The 14,644-nt window shown below is 62.0% G+C and carries 14 protein-coding genes and 1 tRNA gene; 7 read left to right on the top strand and 8 right to left on the bottom strand.

Annotation, left to right across the window (positions count from 1 at the left end; genetic code table 11):
- Nucleotides 1-727: 727 nt before the first annotated feature.
- The 3 genes from NKI22_RS27115 to NKI22_RS27105 form a co-directional block, all read right to left on the bottom strand.
- Entirely contained in the window at nucleotides 728-1,624 is an 897-nt protein-coding gene (locus NKI22_RS27115; RefSeq protein ID WP_352852494.1) for an ankyrin repeat domain-containing protein, read from the bottom strand.
- 319 nt (nucleotides 1,625-1,943) lie between these two features.
- Nucleotides 1,944-2,020 (bottom strand) — tRNA-Arg (locus NKI22_RS27110).
- Between the two features lie 325 nt (nucleotides 2,021-2,345).
- Nucleotides 2,346-3,833 carry a sensor histidine kinase gene (locus NKI22_RS27105; RefSeq protein ID WP_023718217.1) on the bottom strand — a complete coding sequence of 496 codons (1,488 nt, stop codon included), beginning with the start codon at nucleotides 3,831-3,833 and terminating at the stop codon, nucleotides 2,346-2,348.
- Between the two features lie 334 nt (nucleotides 3,834-4,167).
- Here NKI22_RS27105 and rpmH point away from each other — a divergent pair, with 334 nt between their 5' ends.
- The 5 genes from rpmH to yihA all read left to right on the top strand — a co-directional run bounded on the left by rpmH (nucleotide 4,168) and on the right by yihA (nucleotide 7,955).
- The gene (gene rpmH, locus NKI22_RS27100) at nucleotides 4,168-4,302 is read left to right on the top strand and encodes a 50S ribosomal protein L34 (RefSeq protein ID WP_008833937.1); all 135 of its coding nucleotides are present in this window, start codon (nucleotides 4,168-4,170) and stop codon (nucleotides 4,300-4,302) included.
- 23 nt (nucleotides 4,303-4,325) lie between these two features.
- Entirely contained in the window at nucleotides 4,326-4,679 is a 354-nt protein-coding gene (rnpA, locus tag NKI22_RS27095; RefSeq protein WP_023718216.1) for a ribonuclease P protein component, read from the top strand.
- A gap of 13 nt (nucleotides 4,680-4,692) precedes the next feature.
- Nucleotides 4,693-6,516: a membrane protein insertase YidC gene (gene yidC / locus NKI22_RS27090; protein WP_023718215.1), complete on the top strand. Its 1,824-nt coding sequence runs from the start codon at nucleotides 4,693-4,695 to the stop codon at nucleotides 6,514-6,516.
- A 144-nt stretch (nucleotides 6,517-6,660) separates the two neighbouring features.
- A complete protein-coding gene (locus NKI22_RS27085; RefSeq protein WP_352591267.1) occupies nucleotides 6,661-7,299 on the top strand; it encodes a CatB-related O-acetyltransferase in 639 nt (212 codons plus the stop codon).
- Nucleotides 7,296-7,955 carry a ribosome biogenesis GTP-binding protein YihA/YsxC gene (gene yihA / locus NKI22_RS27080; protein ID WP_031193748.1) on the top strand — a complete coding sequence of 220 codons (660 nt, stop codon included), beginning with the start codon at nucleotides 7,296-7,298 and terminating at the stop codon, nucleotides 7,953-7,955. Before NKI22_RS27085 ends, yihA begins: the two co-directional genes overlap by 4 nt.
- A gap of 21 nt (nucleotides 7,956-7,976) precedes the next feature.
- On the opposite strand, the gene NKI22_RS27075 is transcribed toward yihA, so the two are convergent.
- Nucleotides 7,977-8,726 (bottom strand): TetR/AcrR family transcriptional regulator, encoded by a 750-nt coding sequence (locus tag NKI22_RS27075; RefSeq protein WP_023718213.1) that lies wholly within the window; start codon nucleotides 8,724-8,726, stop codon nucleotides 7,977-7,979.
- 143 nt (nucleotides 8,727-8,869) lie between these two features.
- Here NKI22_RS27075 and NKI22_RS27070 point away from each other — a divergent pair, with 143 nt between their 5' ends.
- Both NKI22_RS27070 and NKI22_RS27065 read left to right on the top strand, forming a co-directional pair.
- Complete coding sequence (locus NKI22_RS27070; RefSeq protein WP_023718212.1) at nucleotides 8,870-10,048, top strand: HlyD family secretion protein; 1,179 nt, start codon at nucleotides 8,870-8,872, stop codon at nucleotides 10,046-10,048.
- Nucleotides 10,049-10,115: 67 nt separating this feature from the next.
- A complete protein-coding gene (locus NKI22_RS27065; protein WP_352484355.1) occupies nucleotides 10,116-11,669 on the top strand; it encodes a DHA2 family efflux MFS transporter permease subunit in 1,554 nt (517 codons plus the stop codon).
- A 212-nt stretch (nucleotides 11,670-11,881) separates the two neighbouring features.
- Here NKI22_RS27065 and msrB read toward each other — a convergent pair whose 3' ends face one another.
- The 4 genes from msrB to NKI22_RS27045 form a co-directional block, all read right to left on the bottom strand.
- A complete protein-coding gene (msrB, locus tag NKI22_RS27060; RefSeq protein ID WP_292655897.1) occupies nucleotides 11,882-12,382 on the bottom strand; it encodes a peptide-methionine (R)-S-oxide reductase MsrB in 501 nt (166 codons plus the stop codon).
- Nucleotides 12,383-12,553: 171 nt separating this feature from the next.
- Nucleotides 12,554-13,111 (bottom strand): fasciclin domain-containing protein, encoded by a 558-nt coding sequence (locus NKI22_RS27055; protein ID WP_352790283.1) that lies wholly within the window; start codon nucleotides 13,109-13,111, stop codon nucleotides 12,554-12,556.
- A gap of 202 nt (nucleotides 13,112-13,313) precedes the next feature.
- Nucleotides 13,314-14,021: an anti-sigma factor gene (locus NKI22_RS27050; protein WP_352959200.1), complete on the bottom strand. Its 708-nt coding sequence runs from the start codon at nucleotides 14,019-14,021 to the stop codon at nucleotides 13,314-13,316.
- Entirely contained in the window at nucleotides 14,018-14,557 is a 540-nt protein-coding gene (locus tag NKI22_RS27045; RefSeq protein ID WP_352484318.1) for a sigma-70 family RNA polymerase sigma factor, read from the bottom strand. The genes NKI22_RS27050 and NKI22_RS27045 overlap by 4 nt, the downstream gene beginning before the upstream one ends.
- Nucleotides 14,558-14,644: the final 87 nt, after the last annotated feature.

The following is a 14,644-nucleotide window of genomic DNA, read 5'->3' as shown; positions in this document are numbered from 1 at the left end:
GCTGTTAACGCCGTTCGCGGGTGACAGGATGTTGGCCGCAGTTCGAAGGTATAATCTGCGTCTCGCTGTCAGTTGCGGAGGCGAAAATGAACGTGCTTCGGATTGCGCTCTTGTGCACGGCCATGATCGACCTTGGAATGCCTACCGTTCGCGCTGAGGATCGGCCTGTGCCGCCGAACAACAAAGCCGCAACAGTGCAGCCGCCCGTTCATTGTGAAGGCCAAAACTGTCTCCCGCCGGCGAAAGATCCCGTGCAGGAATGCACCGGCCAGGATTGCACGCCAGCGCCGCCGACTGAACCGGGTCCGGAGATCAAGCAGGCCGACTGAGTCGGCATCAGCAGACCATCCCCTCTTTTGGCAGGGATGGCGCTCAGCCCTCGCGACCCTCCGACCACCGGCGCCGGTCACGGTCATAGTCGGGCGGCTATGAGCTCACCGCGCCCGAGAGGCCCCATGAGGCGGGCCGTGCATTGGATTGATGGCGCGCCCGAAGAGGATGAAACTGGGAACTCGTATGTTATTGCTGCGCCTATCGATTTCTCAGATCACCGCTCGGAGCCGAAGGTCCGCCTTGCGCGCCATAAACTGTCCCTTGCCACCCCTGAACAGCCAAAATCGGATCCAACCGGTCATTCGTCAAGGGGAAGCGAAGTGACCTCCATGCAGAATTCGAGCGCTCATCGGCGTTGGGCGCAATCCGGCCGCGGCCCTCCTGGGGCTAACGTTCAGGGCAGCGGGATCGGCTTGTCGCTAAGTGTGCGCAAGTAGGCGATCAGGTCGACCCGTTCGGTCTCGTCCGGAACACCAGGCGTCTCCATGTAAACGCCCGGCGTGGTGAGCATGGGTCCGAAGAGATATCTGTTCAGATCCTCGTACGTCCATACACCCTCCCAGTCGAGCAAAGCGTCGGAGTAATGCATTTTTGCCACGGACGCCTTGTCGCGGCCGACGACGCTCCACAAGTTGGGTCCCGCTTTGATCGCTCCCTGTGGCGCGGCATTGTGGCAACCGGCACACACGCTGGTGAAGTAGGTTCGGCCTTTCTCGACATCGGCAGTAGCCAACTTCATCGAGATCGGAGCTGGTGTTGGCAAGACGACGCCGTGCGACATGAGATAGTCAGCGACTTCGCGTTGCCTCTTGAATTTTGCCAGATGGAGCGGCGTCTTGCCGTCCTTTGTCTTCGCATTCACGTCCGCGCCGGCCTCGACGAGTGCCTTCACGCAGTCGAAACAACCGAGATTCACCGCGATGTGGATAGCGTTTTCGCGGCTGCGCTTCGAATTTGGATTTGCGCCCCCATCCAGCAACAGATTGATCAGGTCGATCCTGCGTTTTGCCAAAGCCGGCATGAGCGCAGGCCCCAAAAGCGGCGTCGGGGCGGCGTTGACGTCGGCACCGCGTTCCATGAGCAGTTTTGCCGCCGCAAAATGCCCGCCCCTAACCGCAAGATAGAGTGGTGTCGCGCCCCCGTCGCTCTCATCGACGCCGGCACCAGCGTCGAGCGCTGCCGTGATCCCGGCGACATCGCCCTTCATGGCGGCGTCGTGGATGGAGGCGGCATGCGATACAATCGGAATGTGTAGAAGCACCAACAGAATGAAAGGCAAGAACCCGCGCATTAGCATCTCCCAAGGCAAGCCTGAGGACCCGGCACGATTTCAAGAAGGGCGAGGTTAGTACGAATGCTCGATAGCGGCAACGCACGTGTGATCGAGTTCGCCGCCGCCGTGGCGGGCGGCGGCAGCGCATGCAGTCGCCTGCATGCAAGGCGGTCCTAAACATCAGCCGACCAGCCGTGGCTCATCCCCCAGGAGAAGTCGTTTCTCAGCGCCGGGAATCCCGCAGATTTGCCGGTAACCGCTAAAGCGCCACCACGATGGCAATGATGAGCGGCTAAGCGGTCCATCGATGCCGGTGGATTGGGATGTACATTACAAATGGCGCGCCCGAAGAGATTCGAACTCCTGACCCCCAGATTCGTAGTCTGGTGCTCTATCCAGCTGAGCTACGGGCGCGCAACAGGCCATGCTTTGCATAGCCCCGCGATCCGATCCTGGCGACCGGCCGCGAATGTGAGCTGTTCCCTAGCGACTGAATTTGCGAAAAGCAAGCCGATCCTGGCCAAAAGTTTTGCCGTCACGTTTTGCCGTCATGCGCCGGCCGGCGAAGGTAAGATCGCGTCACGCGGCGGCCGAGCCGATGGGTCGTCGTCTTGGATCGGTCATTTGCCAATCGGAACGGTCCGTAACGAAACAAGCCGTTGCACGGCGGCCGAGCCGATGACTCTTAGTCCCGGACCAACCATTTGCGAATTGAAACGGTCCGTAACGAAACGGTTCGTTACGCCGGGCGGCGCAGGCCGTTGCGGGCTTGGTCGAGCCGGACCGGCTGGTCGGGAATGGTGACGGCGAATGTGGTGCGGCCGCCGATGCTTTCGACCAGCTCCACCGTACCGCCATGGGCGCGGATCAATTCATGGGCGATCGCCAGGCCAAGGCCGGTGCCGCCGCTGCGGGCCGAGCCGCGAAACGCCGCGAACAGGTTTTCGCGCGCCTTCGGCGGCAGGCCGGGGCCGGTGTCGGTGACGACGATGCGGCTGACGCTGCCGATGCGCTCGGCCGATATGGTCAGGCGGCGCACTACGGCGCTCTCGGTGTCCGCCGCCATCGCCTGCACGGCGTTGCGGCTAAGATTGGTGAGCACGCGGAACAGCTGATCGGAATCGGCGTCGACCTCGAGCACCGGATCGACGGCGTTGACGAATTCGATGCCGCATTCGATGTCGAGCAGGCCCTGGACGTCCTCGACCAACTGGCGCAGCCGCAGCCTGCGACGCGACGGCGGCGGCTCCTGGGTGCGGCCATAGGACAGCACGCCTTCCGAATAGGACACGGCGCGATCGAGCGCGCGCAGCAGTTTTGGCGCGAAGGCCTGAACAGTCGGGTCCTTTACCTGGCGCAGGCGGTCCGACATCAGCTGCGCCGAGGCAAGGATGTTGCGCATGTCGTGGTTGATCTTCGACACGGCCAGGCCGAGATCGGCCAGGTGCTTCTGCTCGGTCAGCATCTTTTGCAGCCGCTCCTGCATCTGCGACAGCTCGCGTTCGGCGACGCCGATCTCGTCGGCCCGGGCGGCGGGGTGAATGATGCGACCGGGATCGTCGGGCGCCTCGGAAAAGGACAGCATCGAGCGCGTCATCGTCCTGATCGGGCCGATCATGATCAGGTCTATCGCGGCGTAGACCAGCATGGCGGTGAACAGCGAAATCAGCAGCGAGACGAAGGCGACGTTGCGCGAATAGATCAGCATGGCATTGCGCAGGCGGTGGTCGGGCATGATCAGCTCGAACTCCTTGTCGCTGTCGCCGACCGGTCCGAAAACGCGCAGCATCCTCTTGCCGCCGAAAAACAGCGTGTCCAGCGCGCCGGTCATGCCCTTGATCATGCCGACATTGGCGATATCGATATGCTCGTCCACCTGCGGCGGCATTTCGGCCACGACCAGCAGCCGCGAGACGCCGCCGTCGCGCACGGCGATCGCCTTGGCGCCGATCGCCATCAGCACGTCGTTCTGGGCGGCACGCGACAGCGAGGCAGGTTCGCCCTGCACCAGGACGATGGAAACAGCAGCGGCAGTACTCAGCCTCTCCTTCAGCCAACTCAGCCGGTAACTGGCGATCCAGGGCACGAAGATGAGGATTTCAGCCAAGAGCACGAAGACGATGGTGAGCAGCAGCAACTTGGTCGACAGGCCGCGCGCCAAGGGCACCCTGCGGGTGGCGGCCTTCGCCTCGGCGATGCTTTCGTCGGTTGCTGGGACTTCACTCATGCTCGTCGTCACGGCTGCCTGTCATCACGGCTGCTTGTCTTAAGGACTGCTTGTCTTCACGATCGCTTGATCGGGTGAGATTAGGCGATTGCGGCTTTTTTGCCAAATTCATCCTTGGTCGAAGCCGAACAAAGGGCCGCAAGACTTCCCTGCCGGTCCGACAACGCCGGCCCGACGCGCTGGATTGACTTCCAAAACCCTTCTTTCTATAAGCCCGCTCACGCTCGGGCCATTCGTCCCGGCGCGGTTTCGATCGCGCCAAAACCGGCCCGGCAAAGCTCCTGTTACAAAGTGACAGAATCAAGAAGGGCCGCACCCCGCGGTATTTAAACAAATGAAGCGTACTTACCAGCCGTCCAAACTCGTCCGCAAACGCAGGCACGGCTTCCGTGCCCGCATGGCCACCAAGGGTGGCCGCGGCGTCGTCGCAGCCCGCCGCAACCGCGGCCGCAAGCGTCTCAGCGCCTGAGCACCAAGCGAGAGACAAGATCGTTGCCCGCAACCGGCAAGCCAACGGGTCCCCATCCCAAGCGGCTTCTGAAGCGCGCGGAATTCCTGGCTGTCCGCCGCGGCGAAAAGCGCCGCGGACGGCTTTTCCTCGTCGAGGTTCTGGGCCGCGGCGACTGCGAAGCGCCGCGCGTCGGCTATACCGTCACCAGGAAGGTCGGCAACGCCGTCGTTCGCAACCGCATCCGGCGGCGGCTGAGAGAGGCCGTGCGCACGCATGCCGCGGATGACATGGCGCCGGGCAATGATTATGTCATCGTCGGGCGCGAAGACGTGCTTACCACTCCGTTTGGCCAGTTGAAGGCCGAACTCTCCCGCAGATTGCGTGGAACACGATAGGCCAAGGGCTTCGATGGAAAACAACCGCAACTTCTTCATCACCATCGCACTGTCGGTGCTGATCCTGGCGCTTTGGCAATATTTCTATGTGATGCCGCGCAGCGAGATGCAGCGCGAAGCCGCCCGCATCGAAGAGCAGCGCGTGGCGGAGCAGAAGAAGGCCGCCGAAGGCACCAGTCCGGGCGCCAGCGAAACACCGGTACAGCCCGGCGCCATTCCGAGCGCGCCTGGCGGCGACGCGGTGACGCCGGCCGGCCGCGACCAGGCGATTGCCTCGACCAGCCGCGTCAAGATCGACACGCCGAGCCTCGAAGGTTCGATCAACCTCACCGGTGCGCGCCTCGATGACCTCCGGCTCAAGCATTACAGGGAGACGGTCGACAAGACCTCGCCCGAGATCGCGTTGCTCAACCCGGCGTCCCTGCCGAACGGCTATTTCGCCGAGATCGGCTTTTCTGGCGCGCCGGATGTGGGCACGCTGCCCGGCCCCGACACGGTCTGGCAGACCGACGGCAAGGCGACGCTCACACCGGCGACGCCGGTCACGCTGACCTTTACCAACGACAAGGGCCTGACCTTCAAGCGCACCTTCTCCGTCGACAGCCAATATATGTTCACCGTATCCGACACGGTTCAGAACGGCGGCTCGGCGCCGGCGACGTTGTCGAACTATGGCCGCGTTACGCGTTTCGACAAGCCGGCCATCGCCAGCACCTATGTGCTGCACGAGGGCCTGATCGGCGTTACCGGAAGCGAGGGCCTGCAGGAATACAAATACTCCAGCGTCGAATCGGACAAGGAATACAAGCCAGGCAAGTCGACCGACGGCTGGCTGGGCATCACCGATAAGTATTGGGCGGTGACCCTGGTGCCGCCTAGCGGCCGCGAATTTCAGCCCAAATTCTCTTATTTCGAGTTCAAAAGCGGGCCCCATCCGCACAGCTACCAGTCCGATTTCCTGTCCGATCCCGTCACGGTCGCTCCCGGGCAATCGACGACCGTGGAGTCGGAGATATTCGCCGGCGCCAAGGAAGTTTCGACGATCAACGCTTATGAAAAGGACCGTCATATTCGCCAGTTCGACCTGCTGATCGACTGGGGCTGGTTCTATTTCATCACCAAGCCGATGTTCTGGCTGATCGACACGCTTTACAAATTCTTCGGCAATTTCGGCCTGGCGATCCTCGCCACCACCGTCATCGTCAAAGCGCTGTTCTTCCCGCTCGCCAACAAGTCCTATGCGTCGATGGCGAACATGAAGAAGGTGCAGCCCAAGATGCTCGAGATCCGTGAGAAATACGCGGACGACAAGATGAAGCAGCAGCAGGCGATGATGGAGCTGTACAAGACCGAGAAGATCAATCCGCTCGCCGGTTGCTGGCCGGTGGCGTTGCAGATCCCGGTGTTCTTCTCGCTCTACAAGGTGCTCTACATCACCATCGAGATGCGGCACGCGCCGTTCTTCGGCTGGATCCAGGATCTGGCGGCGCCGGATCCGACATCGATCTTCAACCTGTTCGGGCTGATCCCGATCACCTTGCCGCACATGCTGATGATCGGCGTCTGGCCTCTGATCATGGGCGTGACGATGTTCCTGCAGATGCGCATGAACCCGACGCCGCCGGACCCGACGCAGGCGGCAATCTTCACCTGGATGCCTGTGATCTTCACCTTCATGATGGCGGGTTTTCCGGCCGGCCTCGTCATCTACTGGGCCTGGAACAACACGTTGTCGATCCTGCAGCAGGGCGTGATCATGAAGCGGCAGGGCGCCAAGATCGAATTGTGGGACAATCTGGTCGCGCTGTTCCGCAAGAAACCGTCGCCGGCGGAATAGCCGGCGCTCCGATAATGCGAAACCAGAAAGCCTCGGCTCGTCCGGGGCTTTTTGCACAAGCTGCCGGCCTGGATTAAGCGATTGGTACTGCGGGACGGATCGCGCTATTTTGGCCTGCCTGGCAGGTGCTCGACGGAGCTCGATATGACCGGACCCAATCCATCGATCAAGCATCCGATCCCGTTGCACACACGCGTCGGCTTTCTGAAACCGCTGGTGACGGCGCCTAATATCGAGATCGGCGACTTCACCTATTATGACGACCCTGACGGACCCGACAAATTCGCCGAAAAATGCGTGCTGCATCATTATCCGTTCATCGGCGACAGGCTGGTCATCGGCAAGTTCTGCGCCCTCGCCGAGGGCGCGCGTTTCATCATGAACGGCGCCAATCACGCCATGTCCGGCTTTTCGACCTATCCGTTCAATATCTTTGGCCACGGCTGGGAAGAAGGCTTCGACCCGGCGACATGGTCGAAGGAGGTGCGTGGCGACACAATCGTCGGCAACGACGTCTGGATCGGCATGGAAGCGGTGATGCTGCCGGGCGTCAAGATCGGCGACGGCGCCATTGTGGCGGCAAAGTCGGTGGTGACGCACGATGTGCCGGCCTATGCGATCGTCGCCGGCAATCCGGCCAAGGTGGTGAAGATGCGCTTCGATGACAGGACCATCCGGCGGCTGCTGGCGCTGGCGTGGTGGCACTGGCCGGTGGAAAAGATCAGCCGCAATCTCGATGCCATTCGTGGCAGCAACATTTTTCTTCTGGAGGCAGCGGTTTGAACGCGTTGAACAAGACCACGATCGGCATCGAATTGTTCACGCGAGCCTGGATCTTCATCCGCGGCGTGCCGGCGATGAAATTCCTGCCGCCGGAGGGTCCACCCGAGATCGCCTTTGCCGGCCGCTCCAATGTCGGCAAATCGTCGCTGATCAACGCGCTGGTCAACCAGAAGGGGCTGGCGCGCACCTCCAACACGCCGGGCCGGACGCAAGAGCTCAACTATTTCGTGCCGGGCGGATTTTCGGGAGAAGGCGCCGATCTGCCGCCGATGGCACTGGTCGATATGCCGGGCTATGGCTACGCCACGGCGCCGAAGGAAAAGGTCGACGAGTGGACGAAGCTCGTGTTCGACTACCTGAAGGGCCGGGTGACGCTGAAGCGCGTCTACGTGCTGATCGACGCCCGCCATGGCATCAAGGCCAAGGACGACGAGGTGCTGTCGCTGCTCGACAAGGCGGCGGTGTCGTATCAGATCGTGCTGACCAAGACCGACAAGATCAAGGCGGCGGGGGTACCACGGCTGATCGAGGAAACGCTGCAGAAGATCAAGAAACGCCCGGCGGCCTTTCCCTTCGTGCTCGCCACGTCGTCGGAAAAGAGCGAAGGCCTCGAAGAATTGCGTGCGGCGATCGTGCTCGCCGCCAACGGCGGATAGGCAACGGAATCCGACGGCTGGTCAGGCGGGGCTGGAGGTCCGTTCCTGCTCTGCAAGCTGTTCGGTGCCGTAGGCCTTCAGGAACACATCGACGCCCGACCTGACGATATGTTCGATCTCGGCCGCACTTGGCGCTTTGGTGCGATAGGCGAATATGCACTGGCGGAAAAGACCGGCCAGGCACAGCTCGGTGAACTGATAGGCGGCAAGCTCGACATCGTCGATCTTCAGCAGGCCGCGTTCGATAGCCATGTTGAGGAAAACGACAACCCTGTCATGGCCGCGTTTCGGGCCGCGTTCGTAAAATCGCGCGCCAAGCTCCGGAATGCGTTCCGACGCGCCGATCACCGTCCGCTGCGCCAGGATGACCCTCGCCGAGGTGATCTTCATGGACAGCACGATGCCGAACTTCACCAGCGTCTGGCGAAGGTCGCCGATCTGGTCCAGCACTTCGTACATGTTCTTGAAGATCGTGCCGCGTTCTTCCTCGATCAGCGCTTCGAACAGCTCTTCCTTGTTGGCGAAGTAGACATAGATGGTGCCCTTGGACACGCCGGCCTCGCGGGTGATGTCGTTCATCGACGCGGCTTCGAAGCCCTTGTCGATGAAGACACGGCGCGCACCGTCGATGATCTGGCTGCGCTTGACTGGGTCTTGCCCCGCGGCCGGGCGGCCGCGCGGCAGACTGTCCAGCAGCTCGCACTGGTCCTTGCCAGCGCCGGGCAATGGGCCTGACTCAGGCAAAGGAGCGGCCTTGGGGGCTTCGGCCATAATGTCACACCTCGTAAAATAATTCGAACCATCCGGTTCGATTGCTCTTGATATGGGCCTCTTTAAGCGCTAAGTCAATGTCGAGATCGAACCGAACGGTTCAGTCTGACAAAATTCAGCGCCAGTTAATTTAGAGAGATATCATGTCCTCGAACGCGCCCACCAGTGCCGAAGTCCGCCCTTTCCCCAGTGCCAAGGTCCAGCCTGCGATCGAAGCGCCGGAAGCCCCTGTCAAACCCGCCGACGTCACCCCGCTGGCTCCCGCCAAAAAGAAGCGCTCGATGCGCTCGATGTTGTTGCCCATCATCGGCCTGGCCCTGCTGGGCGCCGGCGCCTGGTATGGCTATGATTACTGGACCGACGGGCGCTTCATGATCACGACCGACGATGCCTATGTCCAGGCCGACACCGCGTTCATCTCGCCAAAAATCTCGGGTTATGTCGATCAGGTCAAAGTGACCGAGAACCAGCAGGTGAAGGCCGGCGACCCGCTGCTGATCGTCGATGACGGTGACTACAAGATAGCCGTTGCCCAGGCCGAGGCGCAGATCGCCACGTTGAGCAAGACGCTCGACCGCATCGATGCCCAGACCGAGGCGGCGCGCGCCTCGCTCAAGCAGGCGCAGGCGCAGAAGACCGCCGACCAGGCCGCGGCCGATAATGCCAAGCGAGCTCAGGTTCGTGCCGCCCAGTTGCTCAAGACCCGCGTCGGTACCCAGGCCCAGTTGGACGATGCCCAGACGGCGGTCGAGCAAGCCAATGCCGCACTAGCCGGCGCCGACGCGCAGATCGCGGCGGCTCAGGCGAATATCGGCGTGCTCCAGGCGCAGCGGGCGGAATCGGCAAGTACGCTGGGCTCGCTGCAGCTTGCCCACGACAAGGCGGTGCGGGATCTGTCCTTCACCGTGCTGCGCGCACCCTATGACGGCGTGGTCGGCAACCGCTCGGTCGAGCAGGGTGACCTGATCAGCCCTGGACAGAAGCTCGCCGTCATCGTGCCAATGGACAAGCTCTACATCGTCGCCAATTTCAAGGAGACGCAGCTTGCCCGGCTGGTGCCTGGTGAAAAGGTCAGAGTGTCGGTCGACGCGATCGACGGCCAGGACATCGAGGGTACCGTGTCGTCGCTGGCGCCGGCTTCAGGAGCAGTGTTCTCGCTGCTGCCGCCGGAGAACGCCACAGGCAATTTCACCAAGGTGGTGCAGCGCGTTCCGGTTCGCATCGACGTGCCAGCGGATGTGCTGAAGACGGGCAAGCTGCGAGCTGGCCTGAGCGTCGTCGTCGCCGTCGACAGCCGCACGGCGCCTTCGGCATCGAAGTAAAGCGGAACCGGGAGCAAAGGTCATGGCGACCGCAACCCTAACTGCAGGATCGGCGCCGGCGCCAGCCATGCCGGTGCCGGTCGACCACATCTCGACACGCCGCGTCATCGCCTTCCTGGCAATGGTGTTCGGCATGTTCATGGCGATCCTGGACATCCAGATCGTCTCGGCCTCGCTGGCTGAGATCCAGGCGGGCCTGAGCGCCAGTTCGGACGAGATTCCGTGGGTGCAGACGGCCTATCTGATTGCCGAGGTGGTGATGATCCCGCTGTCGGGCTTCCTCAGCCGGATGCTGTCGACGCGCGTGCTGTTCACGATCTCGGCGGCAGGGTTCACCGCGGCCAGCGCGCTGGCGGCGACCGCAACCAATATCGACCAGATGATCGTCTACCGCGCCGTGCAGGGCTTCATCGGCGGCGGCATGATCCCGAGCGTCTTTGCAGCCGCCTTCACCATCTTCCCACCGTCGCGTCGCGCCATCGTCTCGCCGATGATCGGCTTGGTGGCGACGCTGGCGCCAACCATCGGCCCGACAGTCGGCGGCTATATCAGCCATGCCATGTCCTGGCACTGGCTGTTCCTGGTCAACGTCGTGCCCGGCATTCTGGTGACGACGGCCGCCTGGTCGCTGATCGACTTCGACAAACCCAATCTCAAGCTGTTCAGCAAGTTCGACTGGTGGGGGCTTGCCGGTATGGCCGCCTTCCTGGGCTGCATGGAATATGTGCTGGAGGAAGGTCCCAATAACGACTGGCTGCAGGATCAGGCGGTGTTCGTCTGCGCCGTCATCATGACCTTCGGCGCGGTGCTGTTCTTCTGGCGCGTGTTCACCGCCGAGGAGCCGATTGTCGATCTGAGGGCTTTCAGCAATATCAATTTCGCCTTCGGCTCGCTGTTCTCCTTCGTCGTCGGCATCGGCCTCTACGGTCTGACCTATCTTTATCCGGTGTTCCTGGGGCGCATCCGCGGCTACGATTCGATGATGATCGGCGAGGCGCTGTTCGTCAGCGGCCTGGCCATGTTCTTCACCGCGCCGATCTCCGGCATCCTGTCGAACAAGATGGACCCGCGCATCATGATGATGATCGGCTTCTTCGGCTTCGCCACGGGGACCTGGTGGATGACGCATCTCACCGCCGACTGGGATTTCTATGAACTGCTGATCCCGCAGATCCTGCGCGGTTGCTCGATGATGCTGTGCATGGTGCCGATCAACAACATTGCGCTCGGAACCCTGCCGCCGGAGCGGCTGAAGAATGCGTCTGGCCTGTTCAACCTGACCCGCAATCTCGGCGGCGCCGTCGGCCTGGCCGTCATCAACACCGTGCTGATCGACCGCAATGCCTTCCACTACGCCAGGCTCTCCGAGCACGTGCAATGGGGAAGTGCCGCTGCGCAGCAGAAGCTGCAGAACATGACGCTCAACTTCGAGCAGACCGCCGGGCTCGACGCCTCCAAGGCGGCCATCTCCAAACTGTCAGGCATGGTCCAGCAGCAGGCGTCGCTGCTGTCGTTCATGGACGTATTCTTCATGCTGACGGTTTTGTTCGCGACGCTTGGGCTCTTCACCCTGGTGATCCGCAAGCCAGCCGCTCAGGGCGGCGGTGGCGGAGGCCATTGAGGCGCGCTGGATCCCCCGCCTGGCGCCCTCGCGCATGACCCCGAAAAGCGATTTCGGGGTCATGCGCAAAATCAACCATTACGAAGTCTTGGAGCGGCGGACACTCCACCGCTCCAACTTTTTGTTTGAGCATCGGATTTTCCCAAAACCGCTTCGCACTTTTGGGTCCGATGCTCTAGCGCGCTCCGACAAAGTAAGGGGCGCAGCCATCCTCAGGCCGTCGCCGGCTTGAAGGTCAAGGCGACACCGTTGATGCAATGCCGCAACCCGGTCGGCGGCGGACCGTCGTCGAAGACGTGGCCGAGATGGCCACCGCAGCGGCGACAATGGACCTCGGTGCGGGTCATGCCCAACGACCTGTCCACGGTCTTGCCGATCGCGTTGGGGATTTCCTGCCAGAAGCTCGGCCAGCCGGTGCCGGAATCGAACTTGGTCTCTGACGAATAGACCGGCAGGTCGCAGCCGGCGCAAGCGAAGATGCCTTTGCGGTGCTCGTTGAGCAGCGGACTGGTGCCCGGGTATTCCGTGCCCTCCTTGCGCAGCACATTGAAGGCCGCGTCGGACAGGATGGCGCGCCACTCGGCCTCGGTCTTGGTAACCTCGAAAGTCTCGGCCGCGCGTGCATCCTGGGCTCCGCCCATGCGCAGCGCGGTGGCGCCTGCGACAACGCCAATGGCTGCCGCACCACTCAAAAGAAGCTCGCGACGGTTCATGGCCATTCCTCCTGTTACTGCTTGTGCCAAATTCGACCGCCAGACGGAAATCAAAAGCCGGTGACGATCGCTGTCCTCAAAGCGGGACTCCGCGCCTATCCACTTGCGTGAACGGCGCGGAGTGTGCGCAGGGAGGCCCTTAGCGATATCTTCGCCGGCAGCGTGCGTTTGTTACATCTTCGGCAGGAGAACCTTGTCGACGACGTGGATGACGCCGTTGGACTGCTCGACATCGGCGATCGTCACATTAGCGACATTGCCGTTCTCGTCGGTCACGGTGACCTTGCCGCCGTCGGTCTTGAGCGACAGTTCGCAACCACCGACCGTCTTGACCTTGTGGGTGCCACCGTCATCCTTGACCATCTTGGCGACGTCGGCGGCCATCGCCTTGGCGCCGATGACATGGCAAGTCAGGATCTTGACGAGCTTGTCCTTGTTTTCAGGCTTGAGCAGCGTCTCCACCGTGCCGGCTGGAAGTGCCGCAAAGGCCTCGTTGGTCGGCGCGAACACGGTGAAGGGGCCAGCGCTTTGCAGCGTATCGACCAGGCCGCCTGCCTTGACGGCAGCGACCAGCGTCGTGTGGTCCTTCGAGTTGACAGCATTTTCGACGATGTTTTTCTGGGCATACATGGCGGCGCCGCCGACCATCGGATTTTGGGCATAGGCAATGGTGGCGATCGCAGAAATCGCAACCGTGCCGGCAAGCAAAAGGGTGGCGAATTTACGCATGATTTCAATCTCCTTGGGTTATCGTTCCCCTCGTTCGGGAACGCAAGAAGATACGCAACAGAAATGCCGGAGTTTCGTCCTCACGTAAGAAATATTGTGTCGCTTCAATTTTCCATGTGCTAATCGGTCACCGCCGACAAGCTTTGCATGATTTTGGTTCGTGAGAGATAGATTTCAGGTCTTCTTCCGAAGCAATAATCGGTCAGATGCTCTTCAGATCGCCCGCTGCGACCACCGGTCCAGTCGGCTGGCCGGTCGGCGAACCGCCGGCAGGCTCGACGCTGACCGCAAGCACGGCGCCTTGCGCCAATTTCTCCCGGACGGCGGGCGGGATGGCCAGATGCGCGGTCGCACCGGCCGGGATGACGCCCATCGACACCGGCGCGTTCTTGCCTTCGATCATCCACAGCTCGAAGTCCTTGCCAGCGGTCCGCTCGCCGGAGACGTGGGAAAGGCCGACATCGTGACGGACGGCGTCGTAGACGACGAGATATTTGACATCGCTGCCTTCGGCTGCCAACGAGGCGACAAGCCGGGTTTGCGGCTCGACGACCGGTGGATTGACGTAAGGCAAGGCAATATAGATTGCCAGCGCCGCAATGGCGGCGGCGGCGGCAAGACCGCGCCAGAAGCCAAGGCTCGACCAGAGGCCGGCGCGCGGCTCTGCAGCGAACAGCCGGCGGTCCAATGCTTCCTTGACCCTGATCGGAGGCTCTGTCTCCGGATAGGCGGCGGCCATCGGCGAAAGATGCGCCTCCCAGGCATCCACAAGGCGCGCGAAGGCGGCGTCCGCATCGATGCGGCGCGACGCGATCTCGCGTTCATCGGCGGCCAGAACGCCAAGAACGTATTCGGCGGCGAACAGGTCGTCGCCCCCACGTTCCGGTCCATTGTCGTCAGCCAGCGTCATCTTTCCAGACATTCTCTCAGTTTCAACAGGCTGCGCCGCAGCCAGGTCCGCATCGTGTTCAGCGGTACGCCATAGCGCTCCGCCAGCTCCGCATAGCTTTTGCCGTCCAGATAGGCGCCCCGGACGGCCGCCGCCCTGTCCTTTTCCAATTCATCGAGACAATGGTAGATGCGTCCGGACTCACCGCCCGCCACGGCCATGGCCTCCGGCCCCGGCGCCGGATCGGCCACGTCGAGCGCGGCATCGATATAGGCGGCAGGCTCTCGCCGCGCCCTGATCCTATCGATCGAATGATTGCGCGCAATGGCCACCAGCCAGGAGATCGGGCTCAGATCCGAAACGGCGAAACGGTCCGCCTTCGTCCATATTTTGACGAAGACCTCCTGAAGCGCCTCTTCTGCATCTCCCCGGTCCTTCAATACACGAAGGCAGACGCCGAAAAGTTTCGCGCTGGTCTGCCGGTAGAGCAGATCGAACGCGGCCCGGTCCTTCATCGAGGTCCGGACAATCAGGTTGCTGATGTCCTGCGGCGTCATCGGCCGCCAAATTAGGCGATTGCAATGTATTTGCAACGACTGAAATGGTCTGGCCGCACCGGCAGCGCCAGCGTCGATTGCCAAGGA

Origin of the sequence: Mesorhizobium sp. M0778, from assembly GCF_040320105.1 — a bacterium.
GTDB lineage: Bacteria > Pseudomonadota > Alphaproteobacteria > Rhizobiales > Rhizobiaceae > Mesorhizobium.
The sequence above is the reverse complement of the archived record's forward strand: the minus strand, read 5'-3'. Positions and strand labels throughout refer to the sequence as shown.

What these genes read in the sequence shown, in the direction of transcription:
- NKI22_RS27065 (WP_352484355.1), top strand. Translation starts at nt 10,116, where the DNA reads ATGCCGGTGCCGGTCGACCACATCTCGACACGCCGCGTCATCGCCTTC.
- NKI22_RS27050 (WP_352959200.1), bottom strand. Translation starts at nt 14,021, where the DNA reads ATGACGCTGGCTGACGACAATGGACCGGAACGTGGGGGCGACGACCTG.
- rpmH (WP_008833937.1), top strand. Translation starts at nt 4,168, where the DNA reads ATGAAGCGTACTTACCAGCCGTCCAAACTCGTCCGCAAACGCAGGCAC.
- NKI22_RS27105 (WP_023718217.1), bottom strand. Translation starts at nt 3,833, where the DNA reads ATGAGTGAAGTCCCAGCAACCGACGAAAGCATCGCCGAGGCGAAGGCC.
- msrB (WP_292655897.1), bottom strand. Translation starts at nt 12,382, where the DNA reads ATGAACCGTCGCGAGCTTCTTTTGAGTGGTGCGGCAGCCATTGGCGTT.
- yidC (WP_023718215.1), top strand. Translation starts at nt 4,693, where the DNA reads ATGGAAAACAACCGCAACTTCTTCATCACCATCGCACTGTCGGTGCTG.
- NKI22_RS27115 (WP_352852494.1), bottom strand. Translation starts at nt 1,624, where the DNA reads ATGCGCGGGTTCTTGCCTTTCATTCTGTTGGTGCTTCTACACATTCCG.
- NKI22_RS27070 (WP_023718212.1), top strand. Translation starts at nt 8,870, where the DNA reads ATGTCCTCGAACGCGCCCACCAGTGCCGAAGTCCGCCCTTTCCCCAGT.
- NKI22_RS27045 (WP_352484318.1), bottom strand. Translation starts at nt 14,557, where the DNA reads ATGACGCCGCAGGACATCAGCAACCTGATTGTCCGGACCTCGATGAAG.
- NKI22_RS27075 (WP_023718213.1), bottom strand. Translation starts at nt 8,726, where the DNA reads ATGGCCGAAGCCCCCAAGGCCGCTCCTTTGCCTGAGTCAGGCCCATTG.
- NKI22_RS27085 (WP_352591267.1), top strand. Translation starts at nt 6,661, where the DNA reads ATGACCGGACCCAATCCATCGATCAAGCATCCGATCCCGTTGCACACA.
- NKI22_RS27055 (WP_352790283.1), bottom strand. Translation starts at nt 13,111, where the DNA reads ATGCGTAAATTCGCCACCCTTTTGCTTGCCGGCACGGTTGCGATTTCT.